Here is a 13,714-nt window from a genome sequence, read left to right on the forward strand (position 1 = left end):
GATTCATAACTAGGTCTCCTCTTTAATCAACCTGGAAATCTCATTTATGGCCTTATTTATATCCTTAATGTCATTACGTATAGCCATTATTTCTGCCATGATTAATGAATTGTCAAGGCATTTAATTAGTAGGTCAGCCCAACTCCTTGAATGGTATATTTGTTTAAGCTTTTTCAGCTCTTCATATTGCTTTTCATCAACTTCAATCACGATTCTCTTCTTGCCATTCTTAGCCATGCACCTAATGGTCTATTAACCAATTTTAAAGCTAATCTACTGGAATTACTTACCTCTTCTTTGCGATTTCGTAACGCTAATCATAAATTCCGGTATTTCAACATACTTTACATAGTACTGAATGAGAGCTTTAACTATTTCTCTGAGCATCAACATGAGCGTCGACTTCCTAACACCAAGCACCTTAGCTGCCTCCCTCCAGGGCCTTGCCTGCAACACCTTACAAATCAGCGTCTCCTCATAGAATTGAGGCAGGACAATATTATCAAGCCCCTTCCTTAGGTAGTACGTCTTCACAAGCTCCGTTATTGCATCCGCCGTATTCTCATACGTCATCGGACCCCACGAATAAGCAACTAAACGCCTAACCTGGGCCTCAGTGAGCCTAGGGCTATACCCAGGATCAAGGGCTTGCCCCCAATCTGTTAGTAGCATCCTAACGACGTCAGGCTCCATGTCATGGAACGGTCCTTGCAATGAGTTGAGAAGTCTCAACCTAAACTCCTTATTTGCATAGACAGCCGCGTCCCTAGCCTTCTCACTTATTGGTTTGACAAGTAGCACACTGTACTCACCACTTATTGGATTTCTTTCAGGGCTTATGTGAACCGGCATGTAGCCATTCTTAATCCAGAAATTCAGTAGTTTGGCATTAACGCCGAAGCCAACACCAACCCAGTCAATACTCCTTTCCCTAGCCTCCTCCTCAATCCTCCTAAGCATCTCCGTGCCAAGGCCCTTGTCCTGAAGCTCGGGGTGTGTGGCAATCCTTATGATTCTCCAACCCTTTAACTTCGCGAAGTCCGTCAAGCCCCAGTACTTAATGAGCCTATCGGGTATTATGTTTCCAGGCAACTTCAAACCCCTCACCACCATGTCAATTAAGTCATCGCTTATGCCGCCCTCCTCAGCGAGCTCCACCGAGACGACGATCTTACCATTACTAAGCGTTAGGGCTCTCACGAAGTGGTGTGGTGCATCCATCATCATGCCCAGGTCATCGGGCTCATTCCTATAGTGGGCCTGCACGTATATGCCAAAGAACTGCCTCAGCCTATCTTCATCCGACAGAAAGAATTCCTTAAGGTCCGGTACTAGGTAGTTAAATTCGTGCTTATTTATTGGTTCGAGATCCTCATCTGTTATTTTAGCGGGCTCCGCATCGAGTAGTAGGGTATCGAATAACCACTGTTCTACTGGGTCGTTAGGCGCATACCTAATTGGCTCCTTAAGCTCGTATTCAATGACCTTGGTATTCTTGTCCTCTCGCAGGTACTTAAGGAACCTAAGACTAAAACCCCTACCTGCACCCTCGTAACCATGTATTGTCGATGCATATATAACCCTGCCAAATCTCTCATGTATTCCGTAAAGCACGGGAAGTGGTATCATAGCCGCCTCATCAACCACGACAATGTCCCTACCCTCCTCACTGAGCATGTCATAAGGCCTTATGTAATCTATGAATATTGATATCCCCACCTTAACCGAGACCACGTGATCACCCCACCGACTTACGTCCACGTCATAATTCAGTGCCCTGAGACCCTTTATGACGAATTCCATTAGTGTCGAGACGTTGCTTGGATTCATAGCCGTCACCGCAAACCTAGCCCTACCCTTAGCCTTCCTGAGCCTATGAGCGAGGGCAGCCAATGCAAGTCCAATGATTGCTGACTTACCCCTACCCCTATCGGCTATTAACACGACATTAACCTTCTTACCCCTTGGTGGTCTCTCCAGTAGTATCTCCATTGACCTGAGGGCCTCGACTTGGTCTTGCGTCTTGGCTAGTTCATAAATGGCCTTGGAAAACCTGATCCTACTCGGTATCTCTATCTCCCTTGGCTTCCAGGCTGGGAATCACCAATGACGGGTTCCTTAATAACCTCATCACGATCAACATTAATTATCAACGCCTTACTCATGCCCATTAATTTATTCCAAAACCTAATCTTCAGGAAGTGCCTAACATCCTCAGGCCTGTACTGGGGTACCAAGAGACTTTGCTGGAACTTCGTTAACTGCTTAACCCACTCATCAAGTGGTGGTACCATGAATACGTAAATTCCACCACCCCTAACAATACCGCCTAACCTACCCACATCGTTAGGCTTAAGGTCATTCAATAAGTCCAGTATTGCGAAGTCCACGGTAACTCCAAGGAGTTCATCAGTCTCCTTATACGGCCTATAATCAACGTTTGCATTTACCCCCTCAATGAACTCCTTAAACTTACCCATCCTCCTCTGGGCGTCTGGGTACTCTGGTTGGTACATGTACAACCCATGTGGTTCCTTAACAATTAACGAGAACTCCCTAAGCACATCCGCCGCATATCTGGCGAGTCTTTCCTCATCAGTACCCACAAGTACCACTAAACTCCTATGGTTCGAAAATAATCCCTCCCTTACCAATCCCTGCAACAGTTCAGTCCAGCCCATATCCTCAGTCCAATCTACCAAATCGGGTTAGGGCTTATAAACATATGCGAATGAAGTTAATCAGTGATTAGGCGCGTTGGTTCTGAGGATGTGATGAGAGACGGGCGAGAAGGATGACTCACCTCCTTGGGAATATTGACCTACAGGACACCTGCCCACTCCTAAGCGAGATCATGAACTCCATATACTCATCATAGACATCCCTAATCCACATATTAATGCCCCTGAAGTACGCAGGCTCGGTATTCACTAACTCAAGCAACTCATCCCTACTTAACTTATTAACGTAATAACAAGGATCCTTTAGTAATAGTACCTACGGTATTCCCTAGCCATGACCTCACTCACCGGCGTGCCATATTCGTAATCCACATACTTAATCAGCGGCTCAATATTGCTCAATGATATATTGTTTACAAAGCCCCTACGCACCCACTCATCAACAACCGCATAGAAATACTTAATGAGGTCATCGAGGTACGGACGCCCATTATTGAAGTACATGAGGACTATTGGATGATTAAGCCAGCCGGTTTTACCATCCCTAAGTATACCAAGCTTCCTAAGTATTGCAAGTATTACCTGCTTAGTCTCAACTCTTTGCTTACCAAGCCTTAAGTTATCCAGGAACTCAGCCGATCTCCCATGATTAATATACGGCTTGTACACTTGCATTAAGTCGTAATGATAAATGAGGAGTTAAAATAAGGTTCCCTTAATTATTCATGATTAGTAATGAGGAATAGCGAAGGTAGTATTTAAAAATGCGGCGTTTCCTTAGGTCACGTATGCTAACGAATAGCGCCAAATTACAAATGTATAATTTAATGCGATTATATGAGGATAATCTATTTATGAAGGGATTCATGATAGGTGATGAACCATGAATATACCAATACATAGTGACCCCGTTTTAATAGTGTCATTAGCCTTACCCTTCGTAGCCTCAATAATAGCTGGAGCAATAGGTAGGAAGTTTAGTAGGGCTGCCATGATCATTACTTCAATATCCTTTGCGCCTCTCTTCGTATATGCATCGTACTTACTATCACTTGGTGAGGTTTACTTAGTACCCCTCGGTTCTTTACCAAGGCCAATAGGTATGGTGTATTTAATAAGTGATGGGCTTAGTAACGCCTTCGGCTTAGCAATAGCCCTTGTTGGGATAGCTCTAGAGATTGCTTCTTATCCATACATGAAGCATAGATTTCATGTTTTAGAACTACCTGAACAATTCGATGTATATTACTTACTCTTCACATTATGTGCCGCAAGCATGGAATTACTAATATATGCATATAACCTATTATTAATGTACATAGCCCTTGAGGTATCGTTAATAACACCTGTCATACTAATCTACTACTACGGCTATGACACCCAGGGAAAGACTAGGCGCTGGATAGCCCTACTATACTTCGTATACGGAATGCTAGCGAGTACTCTATTCCTGATAGGCGCTGTCATGGTTGCTTTAGAGAACAACACAATGGACCTAGCCACGATAAGGAGCATATCACTCATAGCGTGGGCATTAATGTTCATTGGATTACTAATTAAGTTACCAAGCTTTGGCCCGCACGTATGGATACCCTGGGTCCATGGCTCCCACCCAACACCAGTTGCAGCTTTAATATCGGGTCTCGTAGGATTGATGGCCTATGTATTGGCGAGGCTATACATTATATCTCCATACTTCATAAATGAATTCAGACTGCCAATACTTGTTTATGCAATAATTGGTGGTATTATAATAAGCCTTGGCGTAATTAGGCATCAATACCACTATAAGTGGTTGTTGGCGTATTCAACGGCCGCAAACTCCACGTACCTACTCATAGGACTGGCACTGGTTCTTATGGAATACTTGGGCTAACCATGCACTACATATCGCATTTATTCGGTAAAACCGTGCTCTTCATGACCGCAGCCTCGATAATTGTTTATTACGAGAAATTTGACATAAGGGAAATGGGTGGGCTTCAGACATACATGCCCTCGGTTGGCGCGGCGGCAGTGCTTGGTTGGATGGCGCTTTCAGGTGTACTAACCCTATCGCTGCTTGCTGAGTTTTATCTATTTCTTGGACTTGTGGATGCCATATTACCATCATACCCATTGTGGGTATTCATAGGGCTTGCTATTGGTTTAGCCACCATATTCATCCTAACTGGGTATTACGGCTTTTGGACCCTTAAGCAGGTATTCTATGGACAGCCCAGGAGCAGCTATCAAAAGGTTAATGTTGATCCCAAGCTAGTGGTACCACTATACGTACTTGGTCTAGCGGCGATAATACTTTTATTCCCACCAGCGTCCACATACCTCGTGCATTCAATATTAACAGGTATTAGCGTGATAATGGGGTGATACCATGCTCTCGAACCTACTAGGTGAATTAATGGGATTAATGCTGTTATCACCTATAGTACTTGCGGCGCCGATAGCCATTTATTGGTTGTTTAACCAGGACCCAAGGAGGGCTAGGCCTCTGGCTTACCTGGCGGTTATTGGGCTTGGCATATCCGCGGCAATAGCCACATACGTAGAGGTTGCGTTTCCGTGGAGGACCATAGCCTATAACATGCCGTGGATGATCCTACCAACTTTAAACGGTAGTATTACCATATACGTGTCATTCATAGTAAACTTCCTTAGTCGAAACATGGGACTATTAACCGCCTGGTTGGCCTTCATAATTGGTGTTTACAGCCTTGATTACTTAGCCAATGACTATAGGCTTGGCTGGTTCTGGTTCTTCTACAACCTTTTCGCTGCATCGATGCTACTCACGGTATATGCCAACGACTTATTGTTCATGTTCATTGGGTGGGAGGGCCTTGGCTTTAGTTCATGGGCATTAATAGGGCATTGGTATAAGGATGATGATGAGCTTTCCTACGTTGGTAGGCTCGGTGATAAGCTAATCCTAAACAAACCAGCCTGGACAACACCGTCCTATGCGGCGTATAGAGCGATAGCACGATAAGGTTTGGCGATATGCCCATGCTCGGCGCAATAGCGGCAATAGGCTTACTAGGTGGTTCCTTGATGCTAACACCCGTAAATGGCGTTTCAACCATAAACTGGGCGCGCATAGTATCAACTTTGGGTGTTGGTGGCACTGTAGCCTATTACTAGCGTTCATGCTTGGCCCATTCACTAAGAGCGCTCAGTTCCCATTCAATGATTGGTTACTCACAGCGATGACAGGCCCTACTTCCGTCTCAGCACTACTCCACTCAGCAACAATGGTTGCTGCAGGAGTCTATATATTCATGAGGTTAACAGAGTCATTGTATGCAGCGCATGTAATTAATAACCTTGGTGTTGAGATCATGTACCTCGTTACCGTATACATAGGGCTCCTGACAGCCCTGCTTGGCGCCTTATTCGCAACAATGATTGATGAGAGGAAGGTCATACTTGCTGGGTCCACAATGTCCTCACTGGGCTTCATGATGGGCGTTACGGCATTAACACCATTCATACCTCAGGTGGTTAATATCGGTGAATATGTAGTTCCATTAGCCGTATTAGTTGCATTTGCATACTTAATAGTGCATGCATTATCAAAGGCAACGTTATTCCTAGTGAGCGGGCACCTAATACATGTGACCCACACGAGGTTCAACATGGGTAACCTGGAACTTGGTAGGAGGATGAAGCTTGCCTTTTACGCCACGTTAGCGGCTGCCATATCCCTTGGCGGTGTACCACCACTTGCTGGCTACTGGATCCACGCGGCGATGGATGAGGTTGCTACGGAGACTATATCGGTGGTTGGCTATGGCGCGTATATATTAATGCTGCTAGCGAGCTTGGCCTACGTGGCCTTCCTGGCCAGGTTCACCTCCTTAAACTTCATTAAGGGTGAGGCGCCGCATACCCATGAGGAGCATGGGAAGTACCCATTGATGGTCGCAGCCTACACAATAACAGGTACCGCCGCACTGGCGGCTCTGGCAATACCCTTCGTGTTAACGCCGCATGTATTCATAGAGGCTGGTGTGGACCCAATAGTCATTGCCATAGGTGTTGTGTTGTGGATAATATTCGTAGTCGCATTACTTAAGCCCAGGTTGGTAATTTAGGATTAATAACCAAGATATTTGAGAGGAGGTATTACATACAGGCCTTTATGGATGTGGTTTTGGCAGGGTTTGGTTCCATACTAACATTGGTTGCCTTCTACATATATAAAGGCATTGACATATTCTTCAACTTCATCATACCCGACGCCACGACGGCATTATCAAGGTATATAAGGGCAATACAGAGGGGTTACCTAAGGACTTACCTCGAGATGCTTCTTGTAACATTAGCCGTGGTAATACTAATAATACTAATAATAATTGCGCTGCTTTGATAATGTTAAATCCCTTAAATAAATTACTTCTTCATTACCTGTTTTAAATACTCATTCTTCACGTAAAGTATTAACTTAGGTAGGTCAATACCCATTGGACACACCTCCTTACAATTACCAGAGTGTGTACAGAGCATTGCTGCAGGGCCGGCTCCATTATGCCCCTAGTCACCGCAGTCCATGGAATACCCATAGGGCCCGTGTATGGTGGCTTACCAAACCTAGGCCTATAGCCCAATAGGTTGGGCAGTGCATGCTGCACCTGCCACACCTTATGCAGAGTAGTATCTCCCAAAGCACTGGATCCTTGGCGGCCTTCCTCCTCCCATTATCAACGAGTACCATATAGAATTCCTTAGGTCCCTGGGCAGGCGACACCCTATACATCTCGACATCCGCAGTGCTACTGGGCCCAGCGGTTAAGTTTACATACGTTGGTGGGTAAAGCCCTGCATATGCCGCCTGCACCAGGGTCTCAATCATTGCGTGGTATAGTGTCGGCACGATCTTCTCAATGCCATCATAGACGATGTGCACAGAGGGTAATACGCTCGTCATCCTTATGTTACCCTCATTCTCAACAAGCAGTACTGCGCCCGTGTCTGCAGCTATTGCATTCGCACCCGTAATACCCACGTTAGCCCTAAGGAACTTCTCCCTAAGGAACTCCCTAGCCCTCTGGGCAATGGCTACTGGGTCTGGCGGTATATCAATTCTAAGTCTCTCCTTCATGACCTGGGCAATCCTCTCCTTAGTCATGTGCAGGGCTGGTGCCAGTATGTGGCTTGGTTCCTCATTGGCTATTTGCACCAAGAACTCTCCAAGATCGGTCTCCCAAACCTCATTACCCAATTTCTCCAGGTAGGGTCTAAGCCCTGTTTCCGAGGCAACATTGTTCTTACTCATGACGATGACCTTACCACTACCAACTATCTTACCAACTATTTCCTTAGCCTCATCAGGTGTTTCCGCCAGGTAAAACCTACCGCCAATTCTCTCGACAGACTTTTTCGTTAAGTCTATGTAATAATCAAAGTTCCTAATTACCTCCTCCTTAGCCTTCCTAAGTTCCTTAGCAAGATCCAGTAAGTATGGGTGTCTCTTTAGTATGTCGAAGACGGATGGTATGTTTGACGCCTTAGCCCTATTTATGGCTATATCCCAATTCGGAGGTGCCAGAGACTCCATATAAGTAGCCACATACTGTTGTATATTTAAATATGAAATCTAACCGCTGTACTTATCTACCATACTTTAAATGCCATAGTTTCATAACATCATCCTCGATGAACTCATGAACCTCACTAATAATACCTGAATTGCTAATTAGCTCAACACCAGTCTCACCCTTAACCACCTCGCCAATGACAGAGTAATTAATGCCCAACGTATTTAATCTATTAATGGCAGACTGTACGTGATCCCTCGGTATAGTGGCTATCAGCATTCCGGAGCTTAATGACCTGAGTGGGTCTATACCCAATGTACTGAATATCTGCTTGGTTTCGGGTAGGGTGGGGACCCTATCAACATTAATCCTCAACCTAACACCACTTGCTTCAGCAATCTCGAGAAGACCCTGGAGTAGTCCTCCCTCTGTTGGATCATGCATTGAACTTGCAATATCAGCGAGACTAAGAGCCTCCCTGACAACACTTATCTCCTTAAGTAAATTCCTTGACCTATTAAGAACCTCCTTAGGAACGCCCCTACTCATTAACTCGTCCCTAAAATCGCTTGCCAACACCGCGGTGCCCTCAAGGGCTACGTACTTCGTCACAAGGACTAGATCACCCGGCTTAGCCCCTGAGGTGGTTACGTAGTGATCCCCAATGCCTATGGCTGTTGTTGATGCAATAACCCTATCAATACCCGGCGTGTACTCGGTATGACCACCAATCAAAGACCCTCCTAACTCAATAAGTGCCCTATTAACATCCTCCATAATGACCCTAACGCCATCCTCACCAATATCCCGTGGTAGTAATAGTTAGTAAGAACCACCTTGGCTTAACACCCCTAACTGCTATGTCATTAGCCACAATGTTTATCGCAAACCAGCCAATACCCTCTACAGCGCCTGTTATTGGGTCCGTATGCATCACCAGGTACTTATCGCCAACCCTCACAATGGCGGCATCCTCACCAACCCTAGGCCCAACAATCACATCCGCATCCTCAACACCCAGGTGGGTGAATACGATCCTCCTCAGGACATCATTGCTCAACTTAACCATTATCCAGCGGGCGTGTTAAGGGCATTTAAGGGTTCAGGTAGGGACTAAGGTAAGATTAATATAACTAGGTAACGTGCGGTTAAGCGTGACTACTCCTAGGGAGATTTATGAGAGATCCCTCGAGGCGCTTAAGGTCATTAAAGACGCACAGTCGAAGGGCTTAATGCATAGGACTCCGTTGATTAGGTCTGAAACAATAAGCAGCCTGGCTGGCGCAAACGTGTGGCTTAAGCTCGAGTCCCTACAAAAGACTGGCTCCTTCAAGGTTAGAGGCGCCTACTTCGCAATTAATAATGCCGTTAATAGGCTTGGCATTAAGCACGTGGTAACGGCATCAGCGGGCAATCACGCACAGGGAGTTGCTTACTCGGCAAGCCTAATGGGTATTAAGGCTACGGTGGTCATGCCCCAATTTACTCCCTGGATTAAGATAGCTAGGACTAGGAGGTATGGCGCTGAGGTGATACTCCATGGTGAGTCCTATAGTGAGGCTGAGGATTATGCCACGAAGCTTGCGAAGGAGTTGGGCGCATACTACGTGCATGCCTATAACGACCCAGACGTAATAGCTGGCCAGGGAACCATAGGTTTTGAGATCCTTGAGGATCTGAGTAATGTGGATTATGTAATTGTGCCGGTGGGTGGTGGCGGGCTCATTTCGGGTATAGCTCCGTGGTTAAGACGGTTAACCCAAGGGTTAAGGTCATCGGTGTGCAAAGCGAGGGTGCCCCTGGGGCTTACATGAGTCTTAAGAGCGGTAGGATAATCACGATCGAGAAGGTGGATACAATAGCCGATGGCATAGCCGTTAAGAGGATTGGCGACCTAACCTTCAAATTAATGAGTGAGTTACTAGATGATATAGTGCTGGTTAATGATCTCGAGATCGCCAAGGCAATACTCACGATCGCCGAGAGCGTGAAGGTAATAGCCGAGGGAGCCGGTGCAGCCAGCGTGGCTGCCCTAATCAGTGATAAGGTTAAGGTTAGCGGTAACGTAGTCGCCATAGTGAGCGGTGGTAATATTGACATGAACATGCTCTTCAGGGTCATTAGTAAGGCGCTCGCCCTCGAGGGTAGGATCGTGAAGATAACAGGCCTACTCCCGGACAGGCCGGGCATGCTCGGTAAGGTAACCTCAACATTGGGTGAGCTAGGCGTTAACGTACTTGATGTTTTCCACGAGAGGTATGACCCAACAATAACGCCAGGCTATGCCGAGGTCTCATTCATAGTTGAGCTACCGCCCGAGGAGGGTGCTGCGAACAAGGTCATTAATAGGCTTAGGGAGCTTGGCTTTAACTTCAGTATTGAAAGACCATAATACTTTAAAGCGCACGCCTTAATTCTCTAGCGATGACTAGGACGATAATATTTACCGAGAAGGCGCCAAAGCCGATAGGCCCCTACTCGCAGGCGGTGGGTGTTGGTAATTTCCTTTTCGTTAGTGGTCAAATACCCATTGACCCATCCACTGGTCAGTTGGTTAAGGGTGGTGTTAGGGAACAGACCGAGAGGGTTCTCGAGAATGTAAAGGCTATTCTTGAGGCGGCTGGCTTCTCGTTGAGTAATGTTGCCTGGGTATTCGTGGCACTTAAGGACTTGAGTAAGTTCTCGGAGTTTAACGAGGTTTACTCGAGGTACTTTAAGGAAAATCCACCTGCGCGCATGACGGTTGAGGTGAGTAACTTACCTGGTGGTGCTTTGGTGGAGATATCCGTTATTGCCGTTAAGGACTAGGATAAATGCCCGATTAAATTAAATGGTTAACATGGTAATTCATATGCATTATCCTTATAACGGTTGGGCAATTAATTAGTGCTGCCTTGGTAAGTAATTCAATGGTTAGGTTTGGTAGGAGTTACGTGACCGTATCGGAAATAGCCCAGCAATTATTTTGCGAATATAAGCTGCACCTGTCTGTGATTGAGGGTAGGATTCAGACACCTGCCATGGAGATGGGGATAATAATACATGATGAGGTGTTTAGAGGGAGGAGGGTTAATGAGGAGGAGTTCATTAACGCCATTAGGAGTAATGAGGTTGTTATTGCAACGCTGCCACTAGTAGCCAGTATAGGTGGCGTTAATATAATTGGCATACCCGACGCGGTAGTATTCATGGGGGGTGTTGCTAGAGCGGTCATTGAGTTAAAGACGAGCAATAAATGGTTAGATAGGTTATTCGATAGTGAGCATGTCCAGGCACAGCTATATGCGTACTTAATAAGCAGGTTGGGCTTGGGCGTTAACCCACTCGTCATGGTAATAAAGGTGAAGCGTGACGTGGGCATTACGGATAAGTTGCGCAGGAACATGTTTTCAACGGCCATTAAATACTTAACAAGCATTGCGGAGTTACCTGCCAGGGTTAGGTTTAGGGATTTCGTAATATACATTAGTGAATTCGATAAGTCAATAGAGGTTCATTTAAAGTGGGCCCTGGATTATTGGCTAATGCATAGGGAGCCTAAGGCGATGCCGTCAATTGGTAAGTGCGCGGTGTGTGAGTTTAATGATAGGTGCCCGTTCAGGGCCTACAACCCTAACCCCAATGCGATTAATCCTTAATTTGAACGTGCCTACCCTCAACAACCTCGTTATACCTCTGCGTTCTTTTCAAGCCCATGCGCCTTAACATGGATAGTACCTGGTCTATGTATTTATTTACCTCATCCTCATTCAATCCTCTATCCCTAATAATCACCTCCATGACCCTAGCATAGCTCTTATACTCCTCATTCAATTTTCTCCAGGGCACGCCCTTCAATGACTGCATTAGTCTCTCATTGACCGGTAATAACTTCTTGATCATTAGGAATGAGATTATTGGATAACCAACGTAGCCCCTATGCACGGTACCATTATCAGTACTATCAACCTCCCTCCTGGAAACATCCACATAGACCTTATACATCCTCGTACCATCCGAGGACCTAACCACCGCCTCCTTATCATTAATTACCTCAACCCTACCATCAGCAAGTGCACCAAGTGCCTCTAGCACCTTGATCCTGGGCGGTGTTTTTAGGTAGGTGGAACTCACGTGATTAACTCACTGGCTCTTTTTTTTAAGTCATTTTAATAACCTGATTAAAAATTAAATTGGCTAGGTAATACCGAATCTTACATGGGGTTTAAGGAGACGAAGACCGTCGACCAGGTACTCAATGAGGTCATTAAGTACACTAGGCATGTACCTAGGGTAGTTGAGGTAACAATAAGTGAGGCTCTCAATAAGTACCTTGCCGAGGACGTAACGGCTAGGTTTGACGTGCCTGGTTTCAATAGGTCTGCTGTTGATGGATACGCCGTGAGGAGTATTGACACGTTTGGTGCCTCACCAACAAACCCAATAATGCTTAGGGTCGTGGGCTTCATGGCTGTTGGTGACGACCCAAGTAAGTACTCATTAAATCCAGGTGAGGCAGTTGAGATAAGCACGGGTGCGCCATTGCCGCTCAATGCCGATGCGGTGGTCATGTACGAGGATACTCGTAGATCTGGTGACTACGTTGAAATACTAAAGCCTGTACCACCAATGGGTAATGTGTCGAGGAGGGGCGAGGATGTCAAGGCGAATGAGGTCATGTATAGGAGGGGCATGAAGATACTTCCCTGGGATTTAGGCGTACTGGCGTCGATGGGTGTTTACAGGGTTAAGGTGTTCTCACCAAGGGTGGCGATAATAAGTACGGGTAATGAACTCGTCGAGGTCACAGACACGCCAGCCAGCGGACCACCGCCTGGCAGGGTCATTAATAGCTCGAGGTTCGTCATTGAAGGATTGCTTAAGTCCCTTGGTTGTGAACCGAATTACCTAGGCATTGTGGGTGATGATGAGGATAGGATTGCGAAGGTCGTCGGCGACGCGCTTAGGGATCACGATGCCGTGATCACGACTGGCGGCGTGTCGGTGGGCAAGGTCGACTACACCATAAGGGCTGTGTCTAGGTTGAACCCTGAGTACTTGAACCACGGATTATCAATTAGGCCAGGTAGGCCGAATAGCATTGCCGTTGTTAATGGCAAGCCCGTATTCATGCTTAGCGGCTTCCCTGTGGCCGCCGCGACAGGATTTGACGTCCTTGTTAGACCAGTGCTCCTTTACATGATGGGCGCCGCTGATGATCCTAAATCAGTCATTAGGGGTGTATTGATTAGGAGGGTTTCGACACCAGTTAATACCAGGTCCTTCGTTAGGGTTAGGGCCTATTTAGGTAGGGATGGTAGGGTTTATATTGAGCCTCTGGCATTGACGGGTAGTGGGGTACTTAGTACGTTGGTTAGGGGTAATGGTATCTTAGTGGTTCCTGAGAATAGGGAGGGGTTTGATGAGGGTGATGAGGTCGAGGTCGCGTTAATTAGGCCGTTGTTTACGGAGGGTCCATGATGAGGATAGCTTTTTAACCCACCTAACCAGCCCTTC

Annotated in this window: 15 protein-coding genes and 3 pseudogenes; 10 read left to right on the forward strand and 8 right to left on the reverse strand. The window is 46.2% G+C overall.

Translation table 11 applies throughout. The features are described from left to right. Nucleotides 1–9 precede the first annotated feature (9 nt). The 4 genes and pseudogenes from JCM14467_RS00270 to JCM14467_RS00280 all read right to left on the reverse strand — a co-directional run bounded on the left by JCM14467_RS00270 (nucleotide 10) and on the right by JCM14467_RS00280 (nucleotide 3,350). Nucleotides 10–237 (reverse strand): hypothetical protein, encoded by a 228-nt coding sequence (locus JCM14467_RS00270; RefSeq protein WP_054848711.1) that lies wholly within the window; start codon nucleotides 235–237, stop codon nucleotides 10–12. Nucleotides 238–282: 45 nt separating this feature from the next. Next, nucleotides 283–2,681: pseudogene (locus tag JCM14467_RS00275) on the reverse strand (tRNA(Met) cytidine acetyltransferase TmcA). A 118-nt stretch (nucleotides 2,682–2,799) separates the two neighbouring features. Further along, nucleotides 2,800–2,943 (reverse strand): hypothetical protein, encoded by a 144-nt coding sequence (locus JCM14467_RS19660; protein WP_342765422.1) that lies wholly within the window; start codon nucleotides 2,941–2,943, stop codon nucleotides 2,800–2,802. Between the two features lie 41 nt (nucleotides 2,944–2,984). Continuing rightward, the gene (locus JCM14467_RS00280) at nucleotides 2,985–3,350 is read right to left on the reverse strand and encodes a pyrimidine dimer DNA glycosylase/endonuclease V (protein ID WP_342765423.1); all 366 of its coding nucleotides are present in this window, start codon (nucleotides 3,348–3,350) and stop codon (nucleotides 2,985–2,987) included. A 250-nt stretch (nucleotides 3,351–3,600) separates the two neighbouring features. On the opposite strand from JCM14467_RS00280, the gene JCM14467_RS19665 reads away from it, so the two are divergent. Genes JCM14467_RS19665 through JCM14467_RS14405 form a run of 6 tightly spaced genes read left to right on the forward strand, consistent with a single transcriptional unit; the run spans nucleotide 3,601 to nucleotide 7,050 of the window. After that, nucleotides 3,601–4,557 (forward strand): proton-conducting transporter transmembrane domain-containing protein, encoded by a 957-nt coding sequence (locus tag JCM14467_RS19665; RefSeq protein WP_342765424.1) that lies wholly within the window; start codon nucleotides 3,601–3,603, stop codon nucleotides 4,555–4,557. Nucleotides 4,558–4,559: 2 nt separating this feature from the next. Next, complete coding sequence (locus JCM14467_RS19670; protein ID WP_342765425.1) at nucleotides 4,560–5,051, forward strand: hypothetical protein; 492 nt, start codon at nucleotides 4,560–4,562, stop codon at nucleotides 5,049–5,051. Nucleotides 5,052–5,055: 4 nt separating this feature from the next. Continuing rightward, entirely contained in the window at nucleotides 5,056–5,670 is a 615-nt protein-coding gene (locus JCM14467_RS14390) for a hypothetical protein (RefSeq protein WP_252900218.1), read from the forward strand. Nucleotides 5,671–5,681: 11 nt separating this feature from the next. After that, on the forward strand, nucleotides 5,682–5,822 hold the full coding sequence (locus tag JCM14467_RS14395) for a hypothetical protein (RefSeq protein ID WP_252900219.1): 141 nt from the start codon (nucleotides 5,682–5,684) through the stop codon (nucleotides 5,820–5,822). A gap of 5 nt (nucleotides 5,823–5,827) precedes the next feature. Beyond that, nucleotides 5,828–6,775 (forward strand): proton-conducting transporter transmembrane domain-containing protein, encoded by a 948-nt coding sequence (locus tag JCM14467_RS14400; RefSeq protein ID WP_252900220.1) that lies wholly within the window; start codon nucleotides 5,828–5,830, stop codon nucleotides 6,773–6,775. Nucleotides 6,776–6,822: 47 nt separating this feature from the next. After that, nucleotides 6,823–7,050: a hypothetical protein gene (locus JCM14467_RS14405; protein WP_252900221.1), complete on the forward strand. Its 228-nt coding sequence runs from the start codon at nucleotides 6,823–6,825 to the stop codon at nucleotides 7,048–7,050. Nucleotides 7,051–7,073: 23 nt separating this feature from the next. Here the strand turns inward: JCM14467_RS14405 and JCM14467_RS00295 are convergent. The 3 genes and pseudogenes from JCM14467_RS00295 to JCM14467_RS14410 all read right to left on the reverse strand — a co-directional run bounded on the left by JCM14467_RS00295 (nucleotide 7,074) and on the right by JCM14467_RS14410 (nucleotide 9,287). Continuing rightward, nucleotides 7,074–8,238, reverse strand: a pseudogene (locus tag JCM14467_RS00295) (LUD domain-containing protein). Nucleotides 8,239–8,290: 52 nt separating this feature from the next. Further along, nucleotides 8,291–8,995, reverse strand: coding sequence for an AIR synthase-related protein (locus tag JCM14467_RS00300; RefSeq protein ID WP_252900222.1), 705 nt, complete (start codon nucleotides 8,993–8,995; stop codon nucleotides 8,291–8,293). Nucleotides 8,996–9,014: 19 nt separating this feature from the next. Beyond that, a complete protein-coding gene (locus JCM14467_RS14410; RefSeq protein ID WP_252900223.1) occupies nucleotides 9,015–9,287 on the reverse strand; it encodes an AIR synthase related protein in 273 nt (90 codons plus the stop codon). Nucleotides 9,288–9,372: 85 nt separating this feature from the next. Here JCM14467_RS14410 and ilvA point away from each other — a divergent pair. From ilvA to JCM14467_RS00315, 3 genes and pseudogenes are all read left to right on the forward strand, one after another. After that, nucleotides 9,373–10,610, forward strand: a pseudogene (ilvA, locus tag JCM14467_RS00305) (threonine ammonia-lyase). Between the two features lie 32 nt (nucleotides 10,611–10,642). Continuing rightward, complete coding sequence (locus tag JCM14467_RS00310) at nucleotides 10,643–11,026, forward strand: RidA family protein (RefSeq protein WP_054848712.1); 384 nt, start codon at nucleotides 10,643–10,645, stop codon at nucleotides 11,024–11,026. 86 nt (nucleotides 11,027–11,112) lie between these two features. After that, a complete protein-coding gene (locus JCM14467_RS00315) occupies nucleotides 11,113–11,856 on the forward strand; it encodes a PD-(D/E)XK nuclease family protein (protein ID WP_054848713.1) in 744 nt (247 codons plus the stop codon). On the opposite strand, the gene JCM14467_RS00320 is transcribed toward JCM14467_RS00315, so the two are convergent. Further along, nucleotides 11,846–12,331, reverse strand: coding sequence for a hypothetical protein (locus tag JCM14467_RS00320; RefSeq protein ID WP_054848714.1), 486 nt, complete (start codon nucleotides 12,329–12,331; stop codon nucleotides 11,846–11,848). The two genes, JCM14467_RS00315 and JCM14467_RS00320, sit on opposite strands and share 11 nt — an antisense overlap. 84 nt (nucleotides 12,332–12,415) lie before the next feature. Here JCM14467_RS00320 and JCM14467_RS00325 point away from each other — a divergent pair, with 84 nt between their 5' ends. Then, complete coding sequence (locus JCM14467_RS00325; protein WP_054848715.1) at nucleotides 12,416–13,678, forward strand: molybdopterin molybdotransferase MoeA; 1,263 nt, start codon at nucleotides 12,416–12,418, stop codon at nucleotides 13,676–13,678. Nucleotides 13,679–13,714 lie beyond the last annotated feature (36 nt).

This window comes from Vulcanisaeta sp. JCM 14467 (assembly GCF_001316245.1).
Taxonomy (GTDB): Archaea; Thermoproteota; Thermoprotei; order Thermoproteales; family Thermocladiaceae; genus Vulcanisaeta.

What these genes read in the sequence shown, in the direction of transcription:
- JCM14467_RS00270 (WP_054848711.1), bottom strand. Translation starts at nt 237, where the DNA reads ATGGCTAAGAATGGCAAGAAGAGAATCGTGATTGAAGTTGATGAAAAG.
- JCM14467_RS19670 (WP_342765425.1), top strand. Translation starts at nt 4,560, where the DNA reads ATGCACTACATATCGCATTTATTCGGTAAAACCGTGCTCTTCATGACC.
- JCM14467_RS14390 (WP_252900218.1), top strand. Translation starts at nt 5,056, where the DNA reads ATGCTCTCGAACCTACTAGGTGAATTAATGGGATTAATGCTGTTATCA.
- JCM14467_RS14395 (WP_252900219.1), top strand. Translation starts at nt 5,682, where the DNA reads ATGCCCATGCTCGGCGCAATAGCGGCAATAGGCTTACTAGGTGGTTCC.
- JCM14467_RS14400 (WP_252900220.1), top strand. Translation starts at nt 5,828, where the DNA reads ATGCTTGGCCCATTCACTAAGAGCGCTCAGTTCCCATTCAATGATTGG.
- JCM14467_RS14405 (WP_252900221.1), top strand. Translation starts at nt 6,823, where the DNA reads ATGGATGTGGTTTTGGCAGGGTTTGGTTCCATACTAACATTGGTTGCC.
- JCM14467_RS00300 (WP_252900222.1), bottom strand. Translation starts at nt 8,995, where the DNA reads ATGGAGGATGTTAATAGGGCACTTATTGAGTTAGGAGGGTCTTTGATT.
- JCM14467_RS14410 (WP_252900223.1), bottom strand. Translation starts at nt 9,287, where the DNA reads ATGGTTAAGTTGAGCAATGATGTCCTGAGGAGGATCGTATTCACCCAC.
- JCM14467_RS00310 (WP_054848712.1), top strand. Translation starts at nt 10,643, where the DNA reads ATGACTAGGACGATAATATTTACCGAGAAGGCGCCAAAGCCGATAGGC.
- JCM14467_RS00325 (WP_054848715.1), top strand. Translation starts at nt 12,416, where the DNA reads ATGGGGTTTAAGGAGACGAAGACCGTCGACCAGGTACTCAATGAGGTC.